The organism is Butyrivibrio sp. (assembly GCF_017940685.1).
Taxonomy (GTDB): domain Bacteria; phylum Bacillota; class Clostridia; order Lachnospirales; family Lachnospiraceae; genus Butyrivibrio.
Map to the genome: position 1 here is coordinate 1 of NZ_JAGAYD010000052.1, position 22,707 is coordinate 22,707.

21 protein-coding genes are annotated in these 22,707 nt (G+C 40.7%); 19 read left to right on the plus strand and 2 right to left on the minus strand.

What is annotated here, in order from left to right:
* Positions 1 to 777: Rpn family recombination-promoting nuclease/putative transposase (locus tag J6I68_RS03780; protein ID WP_292217564.1), on the minus strand; the 777-nt coding region annotated here is incomplete at its 3' end.
* Positions 778 to 1,022: 245 nt separating this feature from the next.
* Between J6I68_RS03780 and J6I68_RS03785 the strand changes: the two genes are divergently transcribed.
* From J6I68_RS03785 to J6I68_RS03840, 12 genes are all read left to right on the plus strand, one after another.
* Complete coding sequence (locus J6I68_RS03785) at positions 1,023 to 1,880, plus strand: HAD-IIA family hydrolase (protein ID WP_292217568.1); 858 nt, start codon at positions 1,023 to 1,025, stop codon at positions 1,878 to 1,880.
* Between the two features lie 18 nt (positions 1,881 to 1,898).
* A complete protein-coding gene (locus J6I68_RS03790; protein ID WP_292217570.1) occupies positions 1,899 to 2,309 on the plus strand; it encodes a PaaI family thioesterase in 411 nt (136 codons plus the stop codon).
* A 22-nt stretch (positions 2,310 to 2,331) separates the two neighbouring features.
* Positions 2,332 to 3,219 carry a hypothetical protein gene (locus J6I68_RS03795; protein ID WP_292217572.1) on the plus strand — a complete coding sequence of 296 codons (888 nt, stop codon included), beginning with the start codon at positions 2,332 to 2,334 and terminating at the stop codon, positions 3,217 to 3,219.
* A 113-nt stretch (positions 3,220 to 3,332) separates the two neighbouring features.
* Positions 3,333 to 4,661 (plus strand): hypothetical protein, encoded by a 1,329-nt coding sequence (locus J6I68_RS03800; RefSeq protein WP_292217573.1) that lies wholly within the window; start codon positions 3,333 to 3,335, stop codon positions 4,659 to 4,661.
* A gap of 18 nt (positions 4,662 to 4,679) precedes the next feature.
* Positions 4,680 to 6,314, plus strand: coding sequence for a hypothetical protein (locus J6I68_RS03805; RefSeq protein ID WP_292217575.1), 1,635 nt, complete (start codon positions 4,680 to 4,682; stop codon positions 6,312 to 6,314).
* Positions 6,311 to 7,975 (plus strand): hypothetical protein, encoded by a 1,665-nt coding sequence (locus tag J6I68_RS03810; protein WP_292217576.1) that lies wholly within the window; start codon positions 6,311 to 6,313, stop codon positions 7,973 to 7,975. The genes J6I68_RS03805 and J6I68_RS03810 overlap by 4 nt, the downstream gene beginning before the upstream one ends.
* A gap of 67 nt (positions 7,976 to 8,042) precedes the next feature.
* Entirely contained in the window at positions 8,043 to 8,663 is a 621-nt protein-coding gene (gene ruvA, locus J6I68_RS03815; protein WP_292217579.1) for a Holliday junction branch migration protein RuvA, read from the plus strand.
* Between the two features lie 21 nt (positions 8,664 to 8,684).
* Positions 8,685 to 9,716 (plus strand): Holliday junction branch migration DNA helicase RuvB, encoded by a 1,032-nt coding sequence (ruvB, locus tag J6I68_RS03820; RefSeq protein ID WP_292217580.1) that lies wholly within the window; start codon positions 8,685 to 8,687, stop codon positions 9,714 to 9,716.
* Between the two features lie 34 nt (positions 9,717 to 9,750).
* Positions 9,751 to 10,155: a cell division protein ZapA gene (zapA, locus tag J6I68_RS03825; protein WP_292204235.1), complete on the plus strand. Its 405-nt coding sequence runs from the start codon at positions 9,751 to 9,753 to the stop codon at positions 10,153 to 10,155.
* Between the two features lie 69 nt (positions 10,156 to 10,224).
* Positions 10,225 to 12,537, plus strand: coding sequence for a peptidase U32 family protein (locus tag J6I68_RS03830; RefSeq protein WP_292217582.1), 2,313 nt, complete (start codon positions 10,225 to 10,227; stop codon positions 12,535 to 12,537).
* Positions 12,538 to 12,544: 7 nt separating this feature from the next.
* On the plus strand, positions 12,545 to 13,957 hold the full coding sequence (locus tag J6I68_RS03835) for an FtsW/RodA/SpoVE family cell cycle protein (RefSeq protein ID WP_292217584.1): 1,413 nt from the start codon (positions 12,545 to 12,547) through the stop codon (positions 13,955 to 13,957).
* Positions 13,938 to 15,380 (plus strand): peptidoglycan D,D-transpeptidase FtsI family protein, encoded by a 1,443-nt coding sequence (locus J6I68_RS03840; RefSeq protein WP_292217587.1) that lies wholly within the window; start codon positions 13,938 to 13,940, stop codon positions 15,378 to 15,380. Before J6I68_RS03835 ends, J6I68_RS03840 begins: the two co-directional genes overlap by 20 nt.
* 2 nt (positions 15,381 to 15,382) lie before the next feature.
* Here the strand turns inward: J6I68_RS03840 and J6I68_RS03845 are convergent, their stop codons facing one another.
* The gene (locus J6I68_RS03845; RefSeq protein WP_292217590.1) at positions 15,383 to 16,444 is read right to left on the minus strand and encodes an HD-GYP domain-containing protein; all 1,062 of its coding nucleotides are present in this window, start codon (positions 16,442 to 16,444) and stop codon (positions 15,383 to 15,385) included.
* Positions 16,445 to 16,582: 138 nt separating this feature from the next.
* Here J6I68_RS03845 and J6I68_RS03850 point away from each other — a divergent pair, with 138 nt between their 5' ends.
* From J6I68_RS03850 to rny, 7 genes are all read left to right on the plus strand, one after another.
* On the plus strand, positions 16,583 to 16,912 hold the full coding sequence (locus J6I68_RS03850; protein WP_292217593.1) for a hypothetical protein: 330 nt from the start codon (positions 16,583 to 16,585) through the stop codon (positions 16,910 to 16,912).
* 27 nt (positions 16,913 to 16,939) lie between these two features.
* Complete coding sequence (locus J6I68_RS03855) at positions 16,940 to 17,920, plus strand: hypothetical protein (RefSeq protein ID WP_292217596.1); 981 nt, start codon at positions 16,940 to 16,942, stop codon at positions 17,918 to 17,920.
* A 25-nt stretch (positions 17,921 to 17,945) separates the two neighbouring features.
* Complete coding sequence (locus tag J6I68_RS03860) at positions 17,946 to 18,344, plus strand: GerW family sporulation protein (protein ID WP_292217598.1); 399 nt, start codon at positions 17,946 to 17,948, stop codon at positions 18,342 to 18,344.
* 29 nt (positions 18,345 to 18,373) lie between these two features.
* Positions 18,374 to 18,910, plus strand: a complete 537-nt coding sequence (locus J6I68_RS03865; protein WP_292217601.1) for a hypothetical protein — start codon at positions 18,374 to 18,376, stop codon at positions 18,908 to 18,910.
* A gap of 213 nt (positions 18,911 to 19,123) precedes the next feature.
* Positions 19,124 to 20,191 (plus strand): recombinase RecA, encoded by a 1,068-nt coding sequence (recA, locus tag J6I68_RS03870; RefSeq protein ID WP_292217604.1) that lies wholly within the window; start codon positions 19,124 to 19,126, stop codon positions 20,189 to 20,191.
* A 127-nt stretch (positions 20,192 to 20,318) separates the two neighbouring features.
* The gene (locus J6I68_RS03875; protein WP_292217607.1) at positions 20,319 to 20,945 is read left to right on the plus strand and encodes a regulatory protein RecX; all 627 of its coding nucleotides are present in this window, start codon (positions 20,319 to 20,321) and stop codon (positions 20,943 to 20,945) included.
* A 178-nt stretch (positions 20,946 to 21,123) separates the two neighbouring features.
* A complete protein-coding gene (gene rny, locus J6I68_RS03880) occupies positions 21,124 to 22,671 on the plus strand; it encodes a ribonuclease Y (protein ID WP_292217610.1) in 1,548 nt (515 codons plus the stop codon).
* The last annotated feature ends 36 nt before the right edge of the window (positions 22,672 to 22,707 follow it).

Sequence of the window (22,707 nt, forward strand, 5' to 3'; positions counted from 1 at the left end):
ATCTGCAATGATGGCTTTGTCATTAGCGATGGTTTCATTAAGGCTATCGATAAGCTCTTTTTGATATTTTTCATGAGCAATGGCATCTTCTCTGGCACGACATTGCTCAAGAATGCTGATGTCTGCGTTAGACATATATATAGATTCAGCAGCGGAATTCATTGATGGATTATCTTTTGTTATCATCTTGATTTCCTCCCATGTAGTTGCTTTAAAAAGCTTTGCCCAAGTATCAACATGATTGGTTTTATCCTCTGTAGTAGCCATGCTTGTATGATTCAATTCTATCACGTAGAGGTTGAAATTGTTAGTATACAAATAGGAATCTTTGGCATTTCTTACTTGATATTTAGCAAAGAACTCAGGATGATCATCAAATAAAGTAAAATCTATAAAACCAATATGATAGACAGGCTTTATCAAGTTGTAATCCTGTCCCCGAGTTGCATTATCAAAACGCCTGCACAGGTACGATAATGATCGCATTGGCCAGTTGTTGTAGTTTTCAACCTGCATTTCAATGTTGATGTAGGTGTCGTCGTTGAGCAGTACAAGGATATCAAGCTGATATTCTTTATCACTGATTGTTTTGCCTACTTCAATTGGATTTTCTATTTTGACGTCTTTGATCTCGCTGAGCGAAATGCCAAGAATTGAACTGATCAGTTTGATTAGAGTTTTTTTATCACGCTGGAGTACCATACGGAACATATAGTCGTTGGTCATGTTGTAATGCAACGCTCCTGTTGCATTCAGGTAATGATATTTTTTTGGCAAATTTGGTTTCCTCATTTCTATTGGTTTTGTTACTATCATGGAATTTTTGGCAGATGTGCCTGATAGTCTATTAGAATATAACTATGAACGTGATTCAGATAAGCACAAATATAAGAGTAATATATAATTCTTAAGATTTACCATCGAAATTTCTTAAGATTTTATGTAGATAAAAAAGATCAAGTTTGTATGTGATATGATGTTATAGTAGATTTTTTGAAAGGATTTTTTGTACATATAAAGTTATGTGTGTTTTTTTACAGAGTAAACAATTAAAGAAGCAAATACTTGATAATACAGATCTTTTTGTCCTTGATATGGATGGAACTTTTTATCTTGGGGATCAGATATTAGACGGGGCCCTGGATTTCTTAGAGGCGGTTAAAAGAGCTGGCAAGAGGTATATCTTTTTTACCAATAATTCATCAGTGTCTTCTGAGAATTACATTGAGAAGCTGCGTAAAATGAACTGTCACATAACCAGGGATATGATTATGACCAGCGGGGATGTTATGATCAGATACCTAAAGTCACAGCATCCGGGAAAGAGTGTGTATCTTCTTGGAACTCCTGAGCTTAGAAAGAGTTTTGAGGAGGCTGGGATCATTCTTTTTAAGTCAGAAAGAGACGCCCAGGCTGCCAAGAGTAACGCTGACTGCGAGAAGGTTCCTGATCTTGTGGTTGTTGGATTTGATAAAAGTCTCGACTATACAACATTGTCAAATGCCTGTGTCTATATAATGAAGGGAGCAAAGTTTTTGGCAACTCACCTTGATATCAACTGTCCGGTTCCAGGCGGATTTATTCCGGACTGCGGGGCCATGTGCGCAGCGATTGAGCTGTCTACCAAGGTAAAGCCCAAGTTTGTTGGTAAGCCTTTTAAAGAGACTGTGGATATGGTTGTTGACGCAACAGGTGTAGACAGAGAAAAAATAGCATTTGTCGGAGACCGCATATACACAGATGTTGCCACGGGCGTCAACAATGGAGCTATAGGAGTGCTGGTTCTTACTGGCGAAACCAAGCTATCAGAAGTTCCTGATTCTGAAGTTAAGCCAGACGTGATTTTTGATTCAATAAAAGAAATGGGCGAAATGCTCTGAAATAGGGGAGGAAAACTAATGGGAAACGTAGAGGAGGCAAGACGCATCTTTGCTGCAGATAAGTATGCTACTGAGGCTAGTGGCATTGTCATTGAAGAAGTAGGGGATGGATACGCCAAGTGCAGCATGAAGCTTACTGACATCCATAGAAATGCCTTTGGGGGCGTAATGGGTGGAGCTATATATACTCTGGCGGACTTTACTTTTGCTGTGGCATCCAACTTTGAAAAAGAAAAGCTCACAGCCAGCCTTGTGGGACAGGCTACGTTTCTTTCTATGTCAAGGGGAGAAACTTTATATGGGGAGTCTGAGCTTATCAAGGATGGCAGACAGAATTGTTTTTACCAGATAAGAGTGTATGATGACCTGGGAGTAGATATTGCTACTGTATCTTTTACAGGAGTGCATATAGACAAGTTCAAGAGATAAAAATATTTGTTGGGGTTTTTAAGTGAAAAAGAAAAATACAGTTTTTAGAATTCTTGGAAGCATGTTCCTGCTTCTTTTTTCCATGTGTATATTTCCTATTAAGGCTTCTGCTGACATTGGTGCGAAGCCTTCAATTTACATAAAACTCGTCAATGCTCCAGAGAATTGTTATGTGGCACTTCTTGATGACTGGAAAAATGAAGATGCGCCATATAATACAGAATTAAGGGATTTTGATCCTGAAAAAGAAACTATAGATGAGTATCTTGAAAACTTCTCTTATGAGAGATGGACGTATTTTACATCTTTCTGGGAGAACAATTACTATAAGCCCAATGAAAAAAACGCAGTAACTTTTGATTATGACGTTCCGGATCCTTTCAGGATAATTGTTATAGATGAGGCTGGACCCGTAAAGGTAAGCGAAGTTTTTGACCAAAGGGAGTTTAATGCCTCTATTACATATGACTATGCTGCAAATACCATAACTGAGCACTACGTGAGAAAGTCACTGTCCAGAATAATTCAGGTGCTGGGCTATTATCTTTTGACGTTGGTATTTGAATGGATAGTTTTCCTGCTCTTTAAGCTTCCAAGGAACAAAAGAAATATCATCAGCTTTTTTGTTGTCAATGCAATCACCAATATTCCATACAACATATTTAAAGTGTACTTCTTAAGCCGCGCTGGCTGGCCGGGACTTTTTATTGCAGGATTTTTGGAGATCATAATAATGATCTTCGAGGCCATTGTCTACAGCTTTGCCCTGGTTACAGATAAAGGAGAACCCGGGCCTAAATGTTTTTTCTATGGTATCGTAGCCAATATCTTTAGCGTTTTCATGGGAATCGTACTGGTGATTCCTTTTATGATGATTGATGAATTTATACATGAAACTATTTTGCACTAAACTGTCCACCCTAAACCACGGGGTCAGTGTATGAGCATACGCTGAAAGCCTATAATTTGATCAAAGACAGATGATTTCTGTATTACAAATTATTAGTACTTTGGAGGGTATAAATGGAAACAGAATCAAGCGTTGTATATAAGATTGCTGACAGGGCGTCAGAGATAGGCCGTACACGATTTAGAATGCCAAGGAATATTTATTCCTGGTTATATGGGTTTGCACATCTTTCCTGTTATTCAAGAGGCAGGATAAATATAGAATTTCCGGAGGACGCCGAGGAAGTAGAAAAACAGTTAAGAAAGCTTTGTGCTTTCTTTTTAGCATGCAAAACACCACCCTTTAGTATCAAGATGAATATTGAAAAGGTTATAAGAGAAAAGAGATATGACCTTCTTCCCAAAATAACAGGAGAGCCGGAATCTGATATTTACATTAGAAACCAAAAGACCTTGATCCAGACAGATTTATATGATAAAGGGAATGGCTGGAACGCCTTTTTGGATGTTACTGAGCTGGTACAGTATCTTTGTGATAGAGCTAATGAGAATGGCAATTATTTCTTCAATCAGTTTACGTATTGTAAGAATGCTATAGATGAAACGGATCCTAAGATTAAAGATCAGATTCAAAGGACCTGGGAAAACGATACGTTTACCAAAATTTTAAAAAATGAGGATTTTGATCCTCCACAGCCTGGAACAGATGAGTTTAAGGTTGTGACTGCGAATAGGATCATACCATTTTATTCAAGAACAATAGAAGTAGGTGCTGCTGACGATGAAGATAGTACAATCTTGGACGTATATTATAATGCGCTTCTGGCCCATGAATTTATGTGGGACAGACTAAAGCGTGTGGCCCACCTTTTGGATTTATCTGATACCGAGGAGGCTTCTAAGAAAAGATATGATACTACCCTAAAGATATATAAGAATATGCTGTCAACAGAGTATGCCCGTGAAGAAGAAAAATATGCCATACGCTATGAAATGGACAGCTTCATTAAGGATGAACATCGCGCCAAAAGCGCAGTCAAACAGATCCATGATGAATATTCGCTGGAAGATCTTAAGCAGGATATTGCTGATGACATGCGGCTTGAGATGGATATTAAGCTTGAGAAGTTAAGGCTTGAAATAGAAAAAGAGTATAACAAGAAATACCGCGAGGACTTCTCAGGAATAGTCAGGGCAGAGATGGAAAAACTTTTACCTGATCTTTTCAAAGAGCAGGAAAAAGTTGATGACAAGCCCTATAAGGTATATACCACTTCCTCATATTCTTATCAGGAACAGCTTTTTGGATCTTATGACACATTTGAAGAAGCCAGTAGTGCAGCCTCTGGTTTTAATGACTACATGGAACAGATGCGAGGCGAATACTGTTTTGATATGAAGGATTACCGGTCGGCTTATGTGGTGGGGCCAAAAGAAAAATAGAGAGAGAAGACGAATAGTATGAAAAATATACTTAAGGGTGATCAAAGATCAGATCAGAAATTTGAAGAACTGGCTACCAATGTGTTGGGATTTGAGGCAGCTATTGCATTTCTGCTTTTTATCCTGCTTGCTTTTATTGTTTTTTTGACGGGAGTGGCAAGTGCGGTTGAGGTATTGAAGGGCTGTGGGTGGTTTTTGCTGTTGCTTTTGGCAAATTTCATTTTTGCCATTATTTGTTTTGGCGTTATTTCTCTTATTACAGATTCATTTCCCGTAAAGCATGATCCTGATAGGGGCATTGTCAGAGAACTTGAGATATTTTATCCGGGGATCTCATTTTGGGCAGTGTTTACTACATGTGTTGTATTTCCCGCTTCCTTGTATGTAACCCTGTATAAGAGAAAGCTGTTTGACCTTAATGTTTTTGGTTATGTATTAGCAGCTATTTTTATTGTGTTTGTTATAGCTTTGCTGTGGTCTTTTCTTGATCTGCTTATTCTCTCTATAAAAATGCGATTTTACAAAGGCACCCTTTGCCTTTGTATAGACAGTAAGGGCCATGCTCCGTTTTATTCCAGGATGAATGGAGTTAGAGAGGGTATGCTATGCGTATCATTTTGGAAGTACAAAAAGCTCTTTTCCCATATGAAAGGAAAGGTTGTTAAAGAGCTTTGGATTCAGTCAGACTATCCAGATGACAAAGTGGAAAAAGAAGATTTTATAGCCCCAATAATTGATGAGTGCTTTGATAAGGGCATTTCAGTATTCAAGGTGAACATCGACAAATCAAAAGATATCAAAAAGGTCAGAATATCAAGGGTAATAATCAAGGCAGAGACAGAGACCAAGACCAAGACAGAGCTTCATGACTTTACAGAGGCTGAAGGTGTAAGTTATTTTGGTCGCCTAAACTTTAATGTCATTACTGATTATTCAAATGTACCTTTCCCTGTTCAGATGAAGTATGAATTCCCAAATCATGCTATATCTCTCATGAATGCTTCCAGGGAAAACAGTGAGATATTCTATCAGCTCATAAAGCTTGTGGAGTATGTGTTCCATTACATGGCTCTATATAAGCTTTCTGCTGACGAGGAGCTTAAAAAGAAATATATCCACGATGGATTTTTATCTTCTATCGGTATGTGGCAGAACATTGCATTTGAAAAAGCAGGTAACAAAAAGACCTACCAGGCTGACAATCCTCAGGGAGAAAAAGTTCTTTCTGCCTTTAAGTTTGTCCATAAAGCTACTCTTGGAGCGGACTATGGAAGAGTAAGAGTAACCTACAACGAAATATGCAGCATTATCACAAGTGTCAGAAACAGATATCTTGGACACGGAACCATGGTGTTCTCTGTGACACAGGATCTTATTGATGCCTTCATTACCCTGGTGGGAGTTATCATGGAGGATTTCTATGGAAAAGATGTGGTTATAGATGTTGATAAGGATGACGAAGATGGTGTGATCTTAGCCAGAAGCTTCTATGATCAAAAAGAAAAGCATTCATCATTGCAGCTAATATCCGCAATATCCAATGAAGGTGACACAAGGTATGTTGAGTACCTTGATTATAGAAATGGAAGCTGCGTTTGTGATACAGAAAAAGTATATGACCTTGATTATGCGTTTGAAGGTGAAAATTCATGAAAAATAGTGAGCTGAAAAATAGAACTATAAAAAAGCTGAAAAATACAAATACTGCAACTTTAGTAGCTGCGATTTTCATTACTCTGACTGTTGTCCTGAATTATAAATTTGGGGGAAGAGTTCAATTAACCTTTAAGGATATGTGTTTTTTCCTTATAACGGTTTGGGGAAGCTTTATCATTTATTACGGTACGCAGCTTATTTCCCTTGAGCTGTATCACTCAAAACGTATGATCTTTTGGCAGGAAAAGGAAATGGCCCTGGATTACTTTTGTGGTGTAGTGAATGGAGCATTTTTTACTGCTGTTTGGTCTGTTATTACGATGATAGCTGGCTTTTTTGTGCTGTCGGATGGTAATAGAGGACCATTTCATATTGTGCTTTTTGGTTTGTTATTATTTGTATCCCTTTATAAACTGATTGTATCTATGAAAGCCACAGGAAAGGTTCAGTATACTCTTGAAGATATTTACAGCAAAAGTGAAGATGATATATCGTATCATACAAAGTGGGTGATGATCCCGGAAGAGGGGCAGGATATTGATTCTGATTTTGATTTTTCTTCTGGAGACATGGCTATTTCTCAAAATGATTATAACAAGCTTCTTCATAAGGATAAGGACAGTTTGGATGTCCTTAGAATGGCTAAAAACTGGTGCTTTTATGTTAAGACTGACGAGCAGGGCACTTTGGAAGAAGTCTTAGACAGAGCTTATGATCTGTACTCCGGCATGGAGGATAAACACCTAATAAGGATCCTCATCTACGTTGCAAGAAGTGTTAAAAACAAGCCACTTATTATTCCTGACAAGTATAGAAGGCTGGAGTTTATCATGGTTTATATGACATATGAATCTCCGGAATTTAGTCTTTCTCAGTTAAACAACTGCCTCAGTGAAAGGACAGTTACAGATAATTCAGTTGATTATACCGTTGAACAGGCTTTTGGTAATGTGGATCTGTTGTTTAGTGAGATCGTACGCGAGAGCAAGCTTGACAGAAGTTTTTCTAATGGTTCATCCTGGCTTGTGGACTTTTACAACAATGCATGTGTGTTCGCAAATCCATCAAGATCTGTAATGGCCCTTATGGACTATTGTGAAATGCTCATTAAACTGTCTTCAATATACTGCTATCAGGCATGTGGACAAAATGGAATTGATCATATCGATGATAAGTTTTCAGAAATAGTCGGGAGTATTTATAACACTGGCAAAAAAGATAACGACTGGAGTGAGCGTTTATCTAAAAGGATACCTGTACCTTTTACCATAGGAAAAGCCATAAAGGAGTTCCAAAAGTATCTGTACATAAGATATGAAGGTGACAAAGTCAGCTTTAGAGGAGTTTTTAGCCTTCTTCAGACCATCAGGGATAAAGTGATTGCCCATGGTATCATGTCAAGTGAAAGTGCTCCTTATGTCTGGGCCATCATGATATGGATAACCATGTGCCTTAATTATTATCTTAGGGCAGGTGATATAAGGATTGACCAGAATGATGGCAAGTGCCTTGTGGGCTACAACGATAGTCTCTACGAGGATGAAGCAGTTATTTCTGACAAGGGATTTCCTTGTTTCGCCAGCATTTCCACGGGTAATGGCAAGTATATGTTTGTAAATTATTACAATGGAGATAAGATCACTCCTAAATTTGTATGATAGACATATGCAAACAAATGTTCTATAATGAATTATAGTTTAATCAAAAGCTATGGGGGATAGGGATTTGATAGCGTATGTAAACGGAATTCTTGAGTATATTGAGGAAGGACTATGTGTGGTTGATGTTGGAGGAATAGGCATGAATGTCTTTATTTCCGGATCTACCATGGACAGGATGCCTGGAATTGGTGAGCCTGTTAAGCTCTATACCTATACCAATGTCAAGGAAGATGCATTTAACCTTTTTGGATTTCTTTCAAGGGATGAGCTGTCTCTTTTCAAAATGCTGATAACGGTAAGCGGAATCGGACCCAAGGGAGGCCTCTCCATCCTGTCAGTGATGACTCCTGATGACCTTAGATTCGCCATTATGGCTGGAGATTCCAAGTCTATATCTGCAGCTCCCGGAATCGGTAAAAAGACTGCAGAGAGGATCACTTTGGAGCTTCGCGACAAGATCAAGGTATCTGAGGATGATATGCTAAGGGGCCCTTCTGCTGTTACAGCAGACGACCTTACAGGAGAAGCTTCTTCAGCCAGAGACGAGGCTGTAGCAGCTCTTGTAGCCCTTGGATACAACAGCACTGATGCCATGAAGGCTGTCAGGAAGGTGCTTAAAGCCAATGAGGATGCAGCTTCTGATACAGAGGCGCTGCTTAAACTGGCACTTAAAGAGATGTTCTAAGGGCTAATATAGAGGATGACTATGGAAAAGAGAACCATTAAGACCACGGCCAGAGGGCTGGACGCAGAGGCTAATACAGAGGACGTCAAGATTGAAGGATCCCTTCGCCCCAAGAGCCTTGACAATTACATAGGTCAAAAGAAGATCAAGGAGAGTCTTGAGATTTATATAGAGGCTGCCAAGAAGAGGGGAGAGAGCCTGGATCACCTGCTTTTTTACGGACCACCCGGACTTGGTAAGACAACACTGGCTTCAATTATTGCTGCTGAGATGGGGGTTAATATCAAGATTACCTCTGGCCCGGCTATAGAGAAACCTGGAGATATGGCAGCTATCTTAAATAACCTCAAGGAAGGCGATGTTTTGTTTGTTGATGAGATCCACAGACTTAACCGTCAGGTTGAAGAGGTTTTATACCCTGCAATGGAGGACTTTGCCATTGATATCATGATAGGTAAGGGACCTACAGCCAGATCAATAAGACTTGATCTTCCAAGATTTACCCTTATTGGAGCTACAACAAGGGCAGGTATGCTGTCAGCGCCTCTTCGTGACAGATTTGGAATGATCCACAGGATGGAGTTTTACGAGATTGACGAGCTGTGCAGCATCATCATGCAGTCAGCCAAGGTCTTGAACGTAGAAGTTGATAAAAAAGGCGCAATTGAGATGGCGCGCAGGAGCCGCGGAACGCCTCGTCTTGCCAACAGGATACTTAAGAGAGTAAGGGACTTTGCCCAGGTTCGATTTGATGGCAGGATCACTGAGGATGTGGCTGTAACAGCCCTTGATCTTATGGATGTAGATAAAATGGGTCTTGATCACACAGACAGAAACCTTCTTATGACCATGATAGGTAAGTTTTCAGGAGGACCTGTGGGACTTGATACTTTAGCAGCTGCCATAGGAGAAGATGCAGGTACAATTGAGGACGTTTATGAACCATATCTTATCAAAAACGGATTCATAAACAGAACCCCAAGAGGCCGCGTAGTTACTGATGCTGCATATCACCATTTAGGGCTTGAAATGCCCACTGATAGCGGTATATAATTCTTTTATATAACGATTGAGTGGGGAGACTATCATGGCATCCAAGACAGATACCGAGGTTATAATTGGCGGCAAGGTTTTTACCTTGAGCGGATATGAGAGTGAGGAGTACCTTCAGAAGGTAGCTTCATATATCAACAATAAGATTTCTGAGTACAACAAGATCGATGGCTTCAAGAGACAGCCCATCGATACACAAAATGTCTTGTTACAGCTCAATATTGCTGATGATTACTTCAAGAGCAAGAAACAGATTGAGATGATGGAGGAGCAGCTCTCTGAGAAGGAGAAGGAACTCTATGATCTTAAGCATGAGCTGATAGCTACTCAGATCAAGCTTGAAAACACAGAGAAAAACAGCAAGGGCCTTCAGACCAAGCTTGATGAGTCTTCCAAGAAGATCATTCAGCTTGAGACACAGGTCAAGAACAAGAAGTGATAATTTAAGGCTGTCTTTTGACAGCCTTTTTATTTGTTAAGAGCCCTTTGTGGGCTTGTTGGGAACGATATGAAGAAAGTAGAGCTTTTGTCACCTGCAGGTGGCTATGAAACAATGGTGGGCGCTTTTAATGCTGGCGCTGACGCAGTTTATCTTGGGGGATCTAAGTTTGGCGCAAGGGCCTACGCTGACAACTTCGACAGAGATCAGGTTCTTGACGCTATTGTTTATGCACATCTCCACGGCAAAAAAATCTATATGACTGTTAACACCCTTGTTAAAGAGGGTGAGTTTTCTGAAGTCTACGACTTCATGGTTCCCTATGCAGAAAAAAACCTTGACGGAGTTATAGTTCAGGACCTGGGAGTAGCAAGGCTCATCAGGCAGGAGTTTCCTGGAATTGAACTTCATGCTAGCACCCAGCAGACTATAACCGGTGTTTATGGAGCCAGACTCCTTAAGGAAAGAGGCTATACAAGAGTTGTCCCTGCAAGAGAACTGAGCCTTTCAGAGATGAAGGCAATAAGAGATGAGGCTGATATTGAAGTTGAAGCTTTTATCCATGGGGCTATGTGTTATTGCTACTCTGGAGCATGTCTTTTTAGCTCTGTTGTAGGTGGTAGAAGCGGAAACAGAGGAAGATGTGCCCAGCCCTGCAGACTTCCTTATGGTATAAATGGAAACCAGAGTGAACAGTATCCACTTAGCCTTAAGGATATGAGCACTATTTCAATTATCCCAGAGCTTATAAATGCAGGCATTGATTCCTTCAAAATAGAGGGAAGAATGAAAAAGCCTGAGTACAGCGCAGGTGTTACAGCTCTTTACAGAAAATATATCGATAAATACTACGATGATCCCAAGGGGGACCATAATGTTTCAAAGGAAGATCTGGAAACACTAAAGAATCTTTATCAGAGAACTGGAATAAGCGAAGGCTACTATCACAGACATAATGACAAGTCCATGGTGACAGTTGTTTCTCCAGCTTATAATGCAACTTCTGAGGATATTTTGACCAGGGTTCATGACAAGTACCTGACATCAACACTTAAGTATAAGTGCGATATGTACTGCGAGCTTATAGTGGGTCAAAAGGCTAAGCTTACAATGTCAGTCCAAAGGGGCGATGATTTCTTTTACGAGGAAGCCTATGGAGCAGAGGTTCAGAGCGCAAGTAAGCGTCCTATGGATGAGGAGTCTATAAGAAAACAGCTAAGTAAGCTTGGAGAGACTTCCTACGAAGCTGAGACTATCGATATCACAATAGATGATGGTGGAACAGGATCTGGAATATTTATAGCTGTCAGCTCCCTAAATGAGCTTAGAAGGCAGCTGTGTCTTAAGATGGATGAAGCCCTTATCTTGGAAAACAGCTTTGAAACACCTAAGGCTCCAACATTATCAGGATCAGATCTTGAGCGTTACAAGAGCCTGGAGATGAGAAATAAGAAGGGAAGATTACAGATTCTTGTAACCACTAAGGACCAGCTTAAGACAGTCCTTGACTATGACCTTTCTTCTGGTCTTATTGACAGAGTTTTTGTCAGTAGCGATATCTTTTTATCATTAGATGATAAGACCAAGGCCGGGATTAGTTCTGCAAAAGAAAATGTAAGCTCACTTAAGTTCTACGCGGCGCTTCCTTATATAACCAGGGAAGAAGCCTGGGATGGAAGCCTTGAAGTCAAGAGAGTAGCTGATGCTATAAAGGACTGCTCATTTGATGGCATTCTGGTGCGGAATCTTGAACAGCTTGGGGCTTTAAAAGAACACGGATATAAGGGAAATATTTCTTTTGACTACGGAGTCTACAACTGGAACAGAGAAGCTGTACTTGAACTTCTTGATATTGCTATGGCTGATGGCGACCATAGAATTTCTGATGATGGTATTTTTGCAGATGAGATTTCAGTGCCTTATGAGCTTAATTTTGGTGAGGCAGCTGAGCTTGTTACTGCTTTAAAGAAAAGTGCTAAGATCCCAGTTGCTTACAATATCTATGGACATATTCCAATGATGGTAAGCGCCGGCTGTATAAAAAAGACTACTGATGCTTGCAGTGGCAGAATGCATGAGCTTTATAGCGAAAATGTAAACATTGTTGACAGGAAAAACAACAAGATGACAGTTACCTGTAACTGCAGGCACTGCTACAATGTAATCTGGAATGCATTTCCAACATCTCTTCATGGAAATCTTGATAAGATCATGGGAAAAGAGCTATTTGATGATCTTAGGATTGACTTTACCATTGAAAGCGGCTCAAGGTGCAGGGAAATCCTTGACTACTATACAGACAGGATAAGTGGACAAAGCCCTGCAGACATTTTTGCAAATGGCAGCTTTACCACAGGACATTTTAAACGCGGAGTTGAGTGATACTTAAATGGAACTATATGTAACTGAGATATCTAAATATGTCATAGATGCATTTATGCTTATCTATTGCATTGAGGCTTTTATGACTTTTCGCTTCAAAACTGAAAAGAAGAGGCGTGGTATTTACATAAGGCAGATAATTTGCATGTTTGTGGTGCAGATATCCTGCTTTATCCAGATAATAGCAAGGACGGGGAAACCTGTTTATCTGTTTTTCTTTGCTTTTCAGATAGTGATCTTTGCCTCGGTCCTTATGCTTTTTTACGTCATCTATCCGGAAGGCAACAGGCTCATCATCAACAATGCCTGCCTCCTTTTGATGATAGGTCTTATCATCATCACAAGGATCTCTTACGACAAGGCAGTTAAGCAGTTCTTTATTATTACTGCATCCTTCATAATCGGGTTCTTTATACCTGAGATCATCTTCAGGTTTGATTTTCTTAAGAAATTCACCTGGTTCTATGCAGCACTGGGTGTCGTTGCAATTGGGGCAGTTCTTGTTTATGGAGCAGCTACCAATGGCTCTAAGATCACATTTACTCTGGCAGGTATCACCTTCCAGCCCTCAGAAGCGGTAAAGGTGTTATTCCTGTTCTTCATGGCAGGGGCCTTGGTGGAGGCAAAAGAGCTATGGCAATTGTTTTTGGCATCTGTAGCTGCCGCTGCGCACGTTATGATTCTGGTTTTATCAAGGGACCTTGGAAGTGCACTTATTTTCTTTGTGATATATCTTGCTCTTATCTACATTTCCACAGACAACATCTGGTATCTGCTTCTTGGACTTGCCATGGGAGGTTTTGCAAGTATAGTTGCCTACAAGCTCTTTTCCCATATCAGAGTCAGAGTCCACGCGTGGCTGGATCCATTTGGTGATATTGCATCTTCCGGCTATCAGCTTTCACAGTCCCTGTTTGGCATATCAAGCGGAGGCTGGTTTGGCCTTGGACTTTACGGTGGTTCACCAACATCCATTCCATATGTTGAGCAGGACTTCATTTTCTCAGCAATAGCAGAGGAGCTTGGAGTTATTTTTGCTGTTACAATGGCCCTTATCATTGTGAGCTCATTTTTCATGATTATGTATGAGGGTTACTTTATAAGAGACAGATACTACAGGCTGGTTGTATGCGGCATAGGTGTTGCATACATTTTCCAGAGTTTCCTTACTATTGGCGGCGGTTCCAAGTTTATACCTCTTACCGGTGTTACACTTCCGCTTGTGAGCTACGGCGGAACTTCAGTACTTGTGACCATAGTTATGATCATGGTGGTGGAGGGCGTCTGCCTTATAAGAACTGATGAGAGATTCGAAGCAATGCAGAGAAGAAGAGCCCAGCTTGAGGCCAAAAAAGCTGAAAGGCAGGCAAGAAATAGAAACGATGACTACGAGAGAAATTATGGCAGAAGAGAAGATTAAAAAGAAAAAGAAGATAAGATCATATCCAATACTGATTCTTAGCGGCTTTTATGCTGCCATATTTGCTGTGATGCTTATTTACATAAGCGCCTATTCCTATAACAACAGGCAGGTGCTTATGGACAACAGCTACAACACAAGACAGCAGATACTGCTTAATCAGAACTCAAGAGGAAGGATCCTTTCAAGAAGCGGCGATGTACTGGCATATTCAGAAGCGTCTTCTGATGGAAAGGAAACAAGAGTCTATCCTTACGGAAAAGAGTTTGCCCATGTGGTTGGCTATTCAACCAATGGTAAGGCAGGAATAGAAGCTCTTGCAAACTATTATCTTATAAACACAAGTATTGATCTTTCAGAAAAAGTGGCCTTTGACACCAAGGGAAGCAAATATCCTGGTGATTACTGCGTGACTACTCTTGACGTGAACCTTCAGGAAGTTGCTTATAATGCACTTTCTGCAAGAAAGGGTGCCATTGTAGTATCAAATCCTAAGACAGGAGAAATACTTGCCATGGTGTCAAAACCAGATTTTGATCCAGGAACCATTCAGCAGGAGTGGGATAGCCTTATTGCAGACAAGTCTCCTGATGCCAAGCTTCTAAACAGGGTGACCCAGGGACTGTATCCCCCTGGATCTACTTTTAAGATTGTTACATCGCTTGCTTATATCAAGGAGCATCCGCAGGATTACAATAACTACAGATTTACCTGTTCTGGCAAGTTTAGCTATGATGGAGAGAACATTTCCTGTTATCACGGTGAGAATCATGGAAGTGTTGATTTTATCAAATCTTTTGCTGAGTCCTGTAACTCATCCTATGCTAATATCGGACTTTCCATTTCAAGGGATACCTTCGCTGATACGCTTGACCAGCTTATGTTCAATGAGGAGCTGCCAATAGATCTTCTGTATTCAAAGAGCTCAGCGTCTGTTGATGACAGCACCAGCACTGCGGACGTTATGCAGCTTTCTATTGGACAGGGAGCAACAGCAATGTCTCCAATACATCTTAATATGATAACCTGCGCCATTGGCAATGAAGGACAGCTCATGAAGCCATATATCATAAGCGGTATTAAGAGTGAAGATGGTAAGAATGTCAAAAGCTATTCACCTGAAAACTATAAAAGGCTTATGACAGCTTATCAGGCTGATGTTTTAAAGGCTATGATGAAAGAGGTAGTTGAATCCGGAACTGCCAGTAAATTAAAAGGCCTTTCCTACACTGCGGCAGGAAAGACCGGTTCTGCTGAATTTACTGATTCTACATCTGATTCCCATGCGTGGTTTACTGGCTTTGCTCCAGCTGATGATCCTGAGATCTGCGTTACCATTATCGTTGAGAACGCAGGCAGTGGCGGAAGCTTTGCAGTACCTATAGCAAAAAGAATCTTCGATGCATATTTTGGAGTAGAGTGATATCAGAATACAGCCACAATAGAAAGCTGTTTGTTGGTGGACATATCAAGCAGTGAATTATCCTGCATTTTGACGAGAGGCCTTGAAAGGGCCTTTTCGTTTATAAGGATAACTTCTCCGATCTGACCGCTGTTTAGCTGAACATTAAAGCCAAGCTGGGCATTGGCAATATGAGAGAGGATTGACTTGATGGCTGCATAGTCATACTTAACAAAGCCCTCGTTCTCATAGTTGGCAATTATCTGGAATGGATTGAGCTTTTGACGGTAGCTTCTTGGAGATGTCATAGCTTCATAGGTGTCAACAATTGCGATGTACTTGGCAAATCTGTCTATCTCTGTATCAGAAAGAGCCTTGGGATAGCCTGAACCATCACATCTTTCGTGGTGCTGCAGGGTGGCGTTTAAGATATGCTCGTTGTAATCGCCATAGCTCTTTAAGAAGTCATAACCTATGGTGGTGTGTCTCATTACAAGTCTGTATTCCTCAGAAGTGAGCCTTTCGGGCTTCCACAGTATCTGGTAAGGAATCGAAAGTTTACCAATATCATACAGGAATGCTGACTGGATAAATAGGGTGGTATCTTCGTTGGAAAGCCCAAGCCATGTGCCAAAGACACCTGCAATCAGTGCAGAGTTAAGGCAGTGGGCATGTGTCATATCATCTTCACCAGGAAGCATGTTGTAGAGATAGTCTAAAAGAAGTTCACCGCTCTTGGCACATACAATGATGTTGCGATAAACATCCATGAGCTGTTCCATATTGATGGGGAGCCTGTTGTTTACAGCATTCATAACGACATGCTTGAAAACGGGGAAATAAATCTTGTAGGTACTCTCAAAATTCTTAAAGCCTTCTGAAAGTCTTACTTTTTCAAAATGCGTCGTAGCAAAATCTATATCTTCCTTGATAGGAACCACCAGGATTGACTGTCTTGCAAGCTTCTCGATGATGGTGTCGTTGATCCTGGTATTGGCTGTTACAATGATCTCGTTCTTGTAGTTGAGAACATCCTCAGCTGTGATCATTCCAGGCTTGAGCTCCATGCGGGCTACTGATTTCATGTGTGTGTACTTCCTCCCAGGTATGGCAGGCATCAGATTTAAAAATGCGAGCCAATATGATAATATTAGTATATCGTGTTATACCGCGACATTCAATTTGTTTTTATGCAGTTTTGTCGATATTTTGGGGGCTTTGGTATGAGGAAAAAAGGCTTTTGCCGTTTTTATAAAGACCTGCTGTTTGGTGAGTCGGTTAAAAATCATCAATTGGTCAAATGGCGCTTGAATCATGGAAGGGGACAGCTTTCAATCTTTTGCATCATGAAGGCCCAAGGCCCTGGGGACCAGCTTGATATTATCCATTGTGCGTTTTTAAAACAACCATATTACATGAAAAATCCTGCATATATATACGGAATTGCAGGCAGCTATAACGAAGCCCTTGATATGGTGGTAGATATGACCACTAAGGCTAATGAAGCCGGTTTTGAGGGACGGATAGTAGATTACCTTGATTCCAATTTCTAGAAAAATTATTATTACTGGAGAATATTTATGCTTGCAGGAGTTTTGACTGTTCTTAAAATAATAGGGATCACTTTGCTGATCATTCTGGCGGCATTGCTGGTTATTCTTTTACTTGTTTTGTTTGTACCTGTCTTTTACAGACTTGATGCTCACGTTCCAGAGACGGACCTTGATGAAGGCTTTGATGTTCAGAAAGTAGATGCGGCTGTTAAGTTTTCCTGGCTTTTGTTTGTTATAAGAGGTGGAATCTCTTTTCCTAAGGAGAAAGAATTCACCGTAAGAGTCTTCGGATTCAAGGTACTTCCCAAGAAGGAAAAGCCTGAAAAAGAAGATGGCAAAGAGGAAAAGGAAAAAGAAAAAGAAACAGACAAGGAAGAGGCACCAAAAGAAGAGTCTGATAGTTCAAAAGCTGACGAAAACAAGTCAGATACTGAAAGCTCAGGACAAAACACATCGCCTGATGACGCAAAATCCGAAGAAGATAAAACTGAAGATACCAATTTGGCAGATGACTCAAAAGAGCAAAAGGACTTTATCGATGTTTTGTGGGACATCATCGAAGGAGTTTCAAATATTCTGAAAATACCACTAAATGTGTTTGAAAAAATCGCATATACAATATCTAGAGTTTGTGATAAGATAGATATGATCAAATCCACTTTGGAAAATGAGATTTTTCAGAGGGCATTTGCGCTTGTTAAACGCAAGCTAATAAGACTTATAAAGATGATCCTTCCTGATAAGTGCAGGATAGATGCCATGTTTGGTCTTGGGGATCCGGCACTTACAGCAGAAGTTTATGCAGCCTATGCGGCAGTAAGACCTTTCTTTCCTAAAAAACTCAGGATGCAGCTTGGACCTGATTTTGACAGGAAGGTAGTCTATACAGACACACATATGAAGGGACATATAACAATTTTTACTGCTCTTTATATTGCTGCTACCTGCTATTTCAACAAGGATGTCAAGAAGACTATCCGCAGGTTTAAAAAGATTATTAATTCTTAATTTGTTTCTATATTGGGAGGGAGTTATGGCAGAAAATAATTTTAACGGGGTTGTAGAATCACTTCTTAGCGGAATGAATTCAGTCATGTCCGCAAAAACAGTAGTTGGCGAGCCAACTAAGGTGGGTGACACGATCATTCTTCCCCTTGTGGATGTTTCATTTGGGGTTGGGGCAGGATCAACTCTTGCCGATAAAAAGAATGGAGGGGCTGGCGGATTTGGAGCAAAAATGTCTCCAAGTGCTGTCCTTGTTATTAAAAACGGTTCAACTAAGCTTGTAAACATCAAAAATCAGGATGCAGTAACTAAGGTACTTGATTTGGTTCCCGACATCATGAATCGTTTCTCTAGCAAAAAAGAAGATATGATGGATGATGATGCAGCGGTTGATATTGCTTTTCCAGAAGGAAGTAAGGAGAAGTAAGATCGTATCCAGAAGGTGAGGGGACCCTTATGGAAGAAAGAAGAAATTTAGAAGAAATTATCTTAAATGGCACTGAGGACGACCTCAATGAACTCAGAATATGGCTGTTTAAGGAAAGCGTTCGCTTAGAAAACCAGGAGAGCGCTTTATCAGAGAGATATGCCCGTCTTGAGAAGGATGAGATTGCCTTTAAAGAGAAGTCTGATGCATATGACAAAAAGATTGAGAACGCAGTCAAGAAACTCAACAATGACAAGGCGCTTTTTGATCAGAGACTTCAGATCTTAAACAATGGCTTTGAACAGTTAAATGCTGATAAGAAGCAGCTCGAGACAGAGTTTATCAGACTCGAAAGAGAGAAGGCCTTCCAGAGAGAGGACGAGTATGACGCTTTGGATATGTTATTTAGAGGTGTCAACAGTGCTCTTACTCTGAAAAAGAGATACAAGGACCTCATGAAAATGTTCCACCCTGACAATGTCAGCGGGGATGCTTACATGGTTCAGCTGATCAATCAGGAGTATAGCTCACTTTGCAGGCAGTATGATGTTGGTATGAAGGCCTGATGTTTTGACATCAAAAATAAACTATGCTATTATAGCCAAGTCGCCACTTAGTCTAAGTGGTGACTTGTGTGTGTTTATAGGGGAATACATGCATCTGGCGTTTCTGCCGGAATTTCACATTTTAAAATTTCTAAAATAATAAGTTGACACAATCGAACATCTGTTTTATATTAATATTATCAACGAACGGATGTTCTAAAAAGGAGAAAATGTATGGAAAGAGAAGAGAAACAGAAAGCATTAGAAGCAGCACTTGGTCAGATTGAGAAGCAGTTCGGTAAGGGTGCTGTCATGAAGCTTGGAGATTCATCTGATACCATGAACATCGAGACAATCCCAACAGGTTCATTAAGCCTTGATATTGCACTTGGCCTTGGTGGTATCCCTAAGGGAAGGATCGTTGAGATCTATGGACCTGAGTCCAGTGGTAAGACAACAGTTACACTTCACATGATCGCTGAAGTTCAGAAGAGAGGCGGAATTGCAGGCTTCATTGACGCTGAGCACGCTCTTGATCCTGTATATGCCAAGAACATTGGTGTTGATATTGATAATCTTTATATCTCACAGCCAGACTCTGGAGAGCAGGCTCTTGAGATCACAGAGACAATGGTTCGTTCCGGAGCCATTGATATCGTAGTTGTAGACTCTGTAGCAGCCCTTGTTCCCAAGGCAGAGATCGATGGAGACATGGGAGATTCACATGTTGGCCTTCAGGCAAGACTTATGTCACAGGCACTTCGTAAGCTCACAGCTGTTATCAGCAAGTCCAACTGTACTGTAGTGTTTATCAACCAGCTTCGTGAGAAGGTTGGTGTTATGTTTGGTAACCCAGAGACTACAACCGGTGGACGTGCTCTTAAGTTCTATTCATCAGTTCGTATGGATGTTCGTCGTATTGAGGCTATCAAGCAGAACGGCGAGAATATCGGTAACAGAACAAGAGTTAAGGTGGTTAAGAACAAGATTGCACCTCCATTCAAGGAGGCTGAGTTCGATATCATGTTTGGTAAGGGTATCTCTATGACTGGTGATGTGCTTGACCTTGCTGCAAGCGTTGATATCGTCAACAAGAGCGGTGCATGGTATCAGTATGAAGGCGACAAGATTGGCCAGGGACGTGAGAACGCTAAGTTATATCTTGAGAATAATCCTGAGGTCTTTGCAGAGATCAACAACAAGGTAAGAGCTCACTTTGGGCTACAGACTGATGGCGCTGTAGCGACAGCAGAAGAGTCCAAGGAACCAGCTAAGAAGACCAAGGCTTCTAAGGCAGAATAATATAGTACTCGGCAACTTCCCCGGAGGGCTTTGCTTTCCGGGGAAGTTTATTTAAGGGCAGAGAACCCCTCGCCACTTAAAAAGACCTGGCGAGATAAAGCAATATCAATGAGGGAAAATCATAAAGATGAAGCGATATTGTACGGATATAACAGAACTGGATAAGAAGAGATGCAAGGTTTATCTTGATGGAGAATTTGCCTTTGTGCTATACAAGGGAGAGCTTAAGGAATATGGCATTAATGTAGGGGCTGAGATCAGTGAGACAACTTATGAGGAAATCACTACGGTTATACTATCTAAAAGATGTAAGCTCAGAGCTATGAATCTGCTTCAAAAGAAAGACTATACTACAAAGCAGCTACGGGATAAGCTAGATGAAGGGTTATATCCCAAAGAACTGGTTGATGAAGCTATAGAGTATGTGAGGTCATATAAGTACCTGGATGATGAGAGATACGCCAGGGATTACATTTCATATCACATGACAACAAGATCTAAAAACCGGATCATACAGGATCTGACAGGTAAGGGACTCAGTAAGGAGATGCTACATCCAATTATTGAGGAATTATATGCAGAGGAGAGCGGTGATATAGAGTTTGACCAGATAAAGGTATTGCTTGAAAAGAAACACTATGATCCGGGGAGTATTGATTATAAAGAAAAACAGAAGATAATGGCTTTTCTTATGCGGAGGGGATTTCAGATATCCACTATCAGAAAGGCAATGGACTATTTTGATGAAGTATAAATTTAATATTTAAGTAGAAAACCGATAAATGTGTCAGTGGTGGATACAATTGCCATTGACACAATTTATTATTAAAGGTAAAATTTATATGTTGTAATCTTGTATATTAGTGCGCTTATTTCAAGCTAACTATACAAAATATTGTACAATGAAAATTGAATAAGGAGGTGCTCCTGTAATGACCACTGTTATTATTGCAGTAGTAGCAACTCTTGTCATCACAGCTCTCATTACCTGGGTTTTAGCATCAAACTACCACAAGAAGGTGGCTGATGGTAAGATCGGTAGTGCTGAGGAGAGGGCAAGAAAGATTATTGACGAGGCACTCAAGACTGCTGAAGATACAAAGCGTGAGAAACTTTTGGAAGTTAAGGAAGAGTCACTTAAGACACGTAATGATCTTGAAAAAGAAGTCAAGGATCGCAGAAATGAGATGCAGCGTGCAGAGAGACGTATTCAGCAGAAAGAGGAAAACGTCGAGAAGAGATCCGAAGCGATCGAGAGAAGAGAGCAGAGTTTAAGTGCCCGCGAGGAAAACTTAAACAAGAAGACTGAAGAGGTTGCTAAGTTAAATGAACAGAGGCTACAGGAACTTGAAAAAATCTCTGGCTTAACCTCCGAGCAGGCTAAAGAGTATCTTTTAAAGATCGTTGAAGATGATGTGAAGCATGAGTCAGCTATCATGATCAAGAACATGGAAGCTGAGGCGAAAGAAGAAGCAGATAAGAGAGCCAAGGAAATTGTTGTAGGTGCTATCCAGCGCTGTGCAGCAGATCACGTTTCCGAGACTACAATATCTGTAGTTCAGCTCCCCAATGATGAGATGAAGGGTCGTATCATTGGTAGAGAAGGTCGTAACATTAGGACCCTTGAGACAATGACAGGTGTTGACCTTATCATTGACGATACACCTGAGGCAGTAGTTATTTCCGGATTCGATCCAATCCGTAGAGAGGTTGCCCGTATAGCTCTTGAGAAGCTTATTGTAGACGGACGTATCCATCCAGCTAGGATTGAGGAGATGGTTGAGAAGGCTCAGAAGGAAGTAGCTGCCAAGATCAAGGAGGAAGGTGAGAACGCTGCTATTGAAGCTGGTGTTCACGGTCTTCATCCTGAAGTTATCAAGATCCTTGGTCGTATGATGTTTAGAACAAGCTATGGACAGAACTGTCTTAAGCATTCTGTAGAAGTTGCACAGTTGTGCGGACTTATGGCATCAGAGCTTGGACTTGACGTAAGAGTAGCTAAGAGAGCTGGTCTCTTACATGATATCGGTAAGGCTGTTGACCATGAGCTTGAGGGCTCACACATTCAGCTTGGTGTAGATATCTGTAGGAAGTACAAGGAATCACAGGTAGTTATCAATGCAGTTGAGGCTCATCACGGCGATGTAGAGCCACAGTCACTTATAGCAGTTCTTGTACAGGCTGCTGATACAATTTCATCAGCAAGACCTGGTGCTAGAAGAGAGACTCTTGAAACTTACACATCAAGATTAAAAGAACTCGAGGACATCACTAATAGCTTTAAGGGTGTTGATCACTCATTTGCTATTCAGGCTGGTAGAGAAGTCAGAGTAATGGTTGTTCCTGAGCAGGTTACAGATGAAGATATGGTAATTATGGCTCGCGATATTGCCAAGAAGATCGAGGACGAGATGGAATATCCCGGACAGATCAAGGTCAATATCATCAGAGAGAGCAGAGCAACAGATTACGCTAAGTAATTATCACTTTTTCAAAGCATTTAAAGGCTGGCCTTA

Excerpts from the sequence above, each read along its gene's own strand:
- J6I68_RS03785 (WP_292217568.1), top strand. The coding sequence starts at position 1,023 with ATGTGTGTTTTTTTACAGAGTAAACAATTAAAGAAGCAAATACTTGAT.
- J6I68_RS03790 (WP_292217570.1), top strand. The coding sequence starts at position 1,899 with ATGGGAAACGTAGAGGAGGCAAGACGCATCTTTGCTGCAGATAAGTAT.
- J6I68_RS03800 (WP_292217573.1), top strand. The coding sequence starts at position 3,333 with ATGGAAACAGAATCAAGCGTTGTATATAAGATTGCTGACAGGGCGTCA.
- J6I68_RS03805 (WP_292217575.1), top strand. The coding sequence starts at position 4,680 with ATGAAAAATATACTTAAGGGTGATCAAAGATCAGATCAGAAATTTGAA.
- J6I68_RS03810 (WP_292217576.1), top strand. The coding sequence starts at position 6,311 with ATGAAAAATAGTGAGCTGAAAAATAGAACTATAAAAAAGCTGAAAAAT.
- ruvB (WP_292217580.1), top strand. The coding sequence starts at position 8,685 with ATGGAAAAGAGAACCATTAAGACCACGGCCAGAGGGCTGGACGCAGAG.
- zapA (WP_292204235.1), top strand. The coding sequence starts at position 9,751 with ATGGCATCCAAGACAGATACCGAGGTTATAATTGGCGGCAAGGTTTTT.
- J6I68_RS03830 (WP_292217582.1), top strand. The coding sequence starts at position 10,225 with ATGAAGAAAGTAGAGCTTTTGTCACCTGCAGGTGGCTATGAAACAATG.
- J6I68_RS03835 (WP_292217584.1), top strand. The coding sequence starts at position 12,545 with ATGGAACTATATGTAACTGAGATATCTAAATATGTCATAGATGCATTT.
- J6I68_RS03840 (WP_292217587.1), top strand. The coding sequence starts at position 13,938 with ATGGCAGAAGAGAAGATTAAAAAGAAAAAGAAGATAAGATCATATCCA.
- J6I68_RS03845 (WP_292217590.1), bottom strand. The coding sequence starts at position 16,444 with ATGAAATCAGTAGCCCGCATGGAGCTCAAGCCTGGAATGATCACAGCT.
- J6I68_RS03850 (WP_292217593.1), top strand. The coding sequence starts at position 16,583 with ATGAGGAAAAAAGGCTTTTGCCGTTTTTATAAAGACCTGCTGTTTGGT.
- J6I68_RS03855 (WP_292217596.1), top strand. The coding sequence starts at position 16,940 with ATGCTTGCAGGAGTTTTGACTGTTCTTAAAATAATAGGGATCACTTTG.
- J6I68_RS03860 (WP_292217598.1), top strand. The coding sequence starts at position 17,946 with ATGGCAGAAAATAATTTTAACGGGGTTGTAGAATCACTTCTTAGCGGA.
- J6I68_RS03865 (WP_292217601.1), top strand. The coding sequence starts at position 18,374 with ATGGAAGAAAGAAGAAATTTAGAAGAAATTATCTTAAATGGCACTGAG.
- recA (WP_292217604.1), top strand. The coding sequence starts at position 19,124 with ATGGAAAGAGAAGAGAAACAGAAAGCATTAGAAGCAGCACTTGGTCAG.
- J6I68_RS03875 (WP_292217607.1), top strand. The coding sequence starts at position 20,319 with ATGAAGCGATATTGTACGGATATAACAGAACTGGATAAGAAGAGATGC.
- rny (WP_292217610.1), top strand. The coding sequence starts at position 21,124 with ATGACCACTGTTATTATTGCAGTAGTAGCAACTCTTGTCATCACAGCT.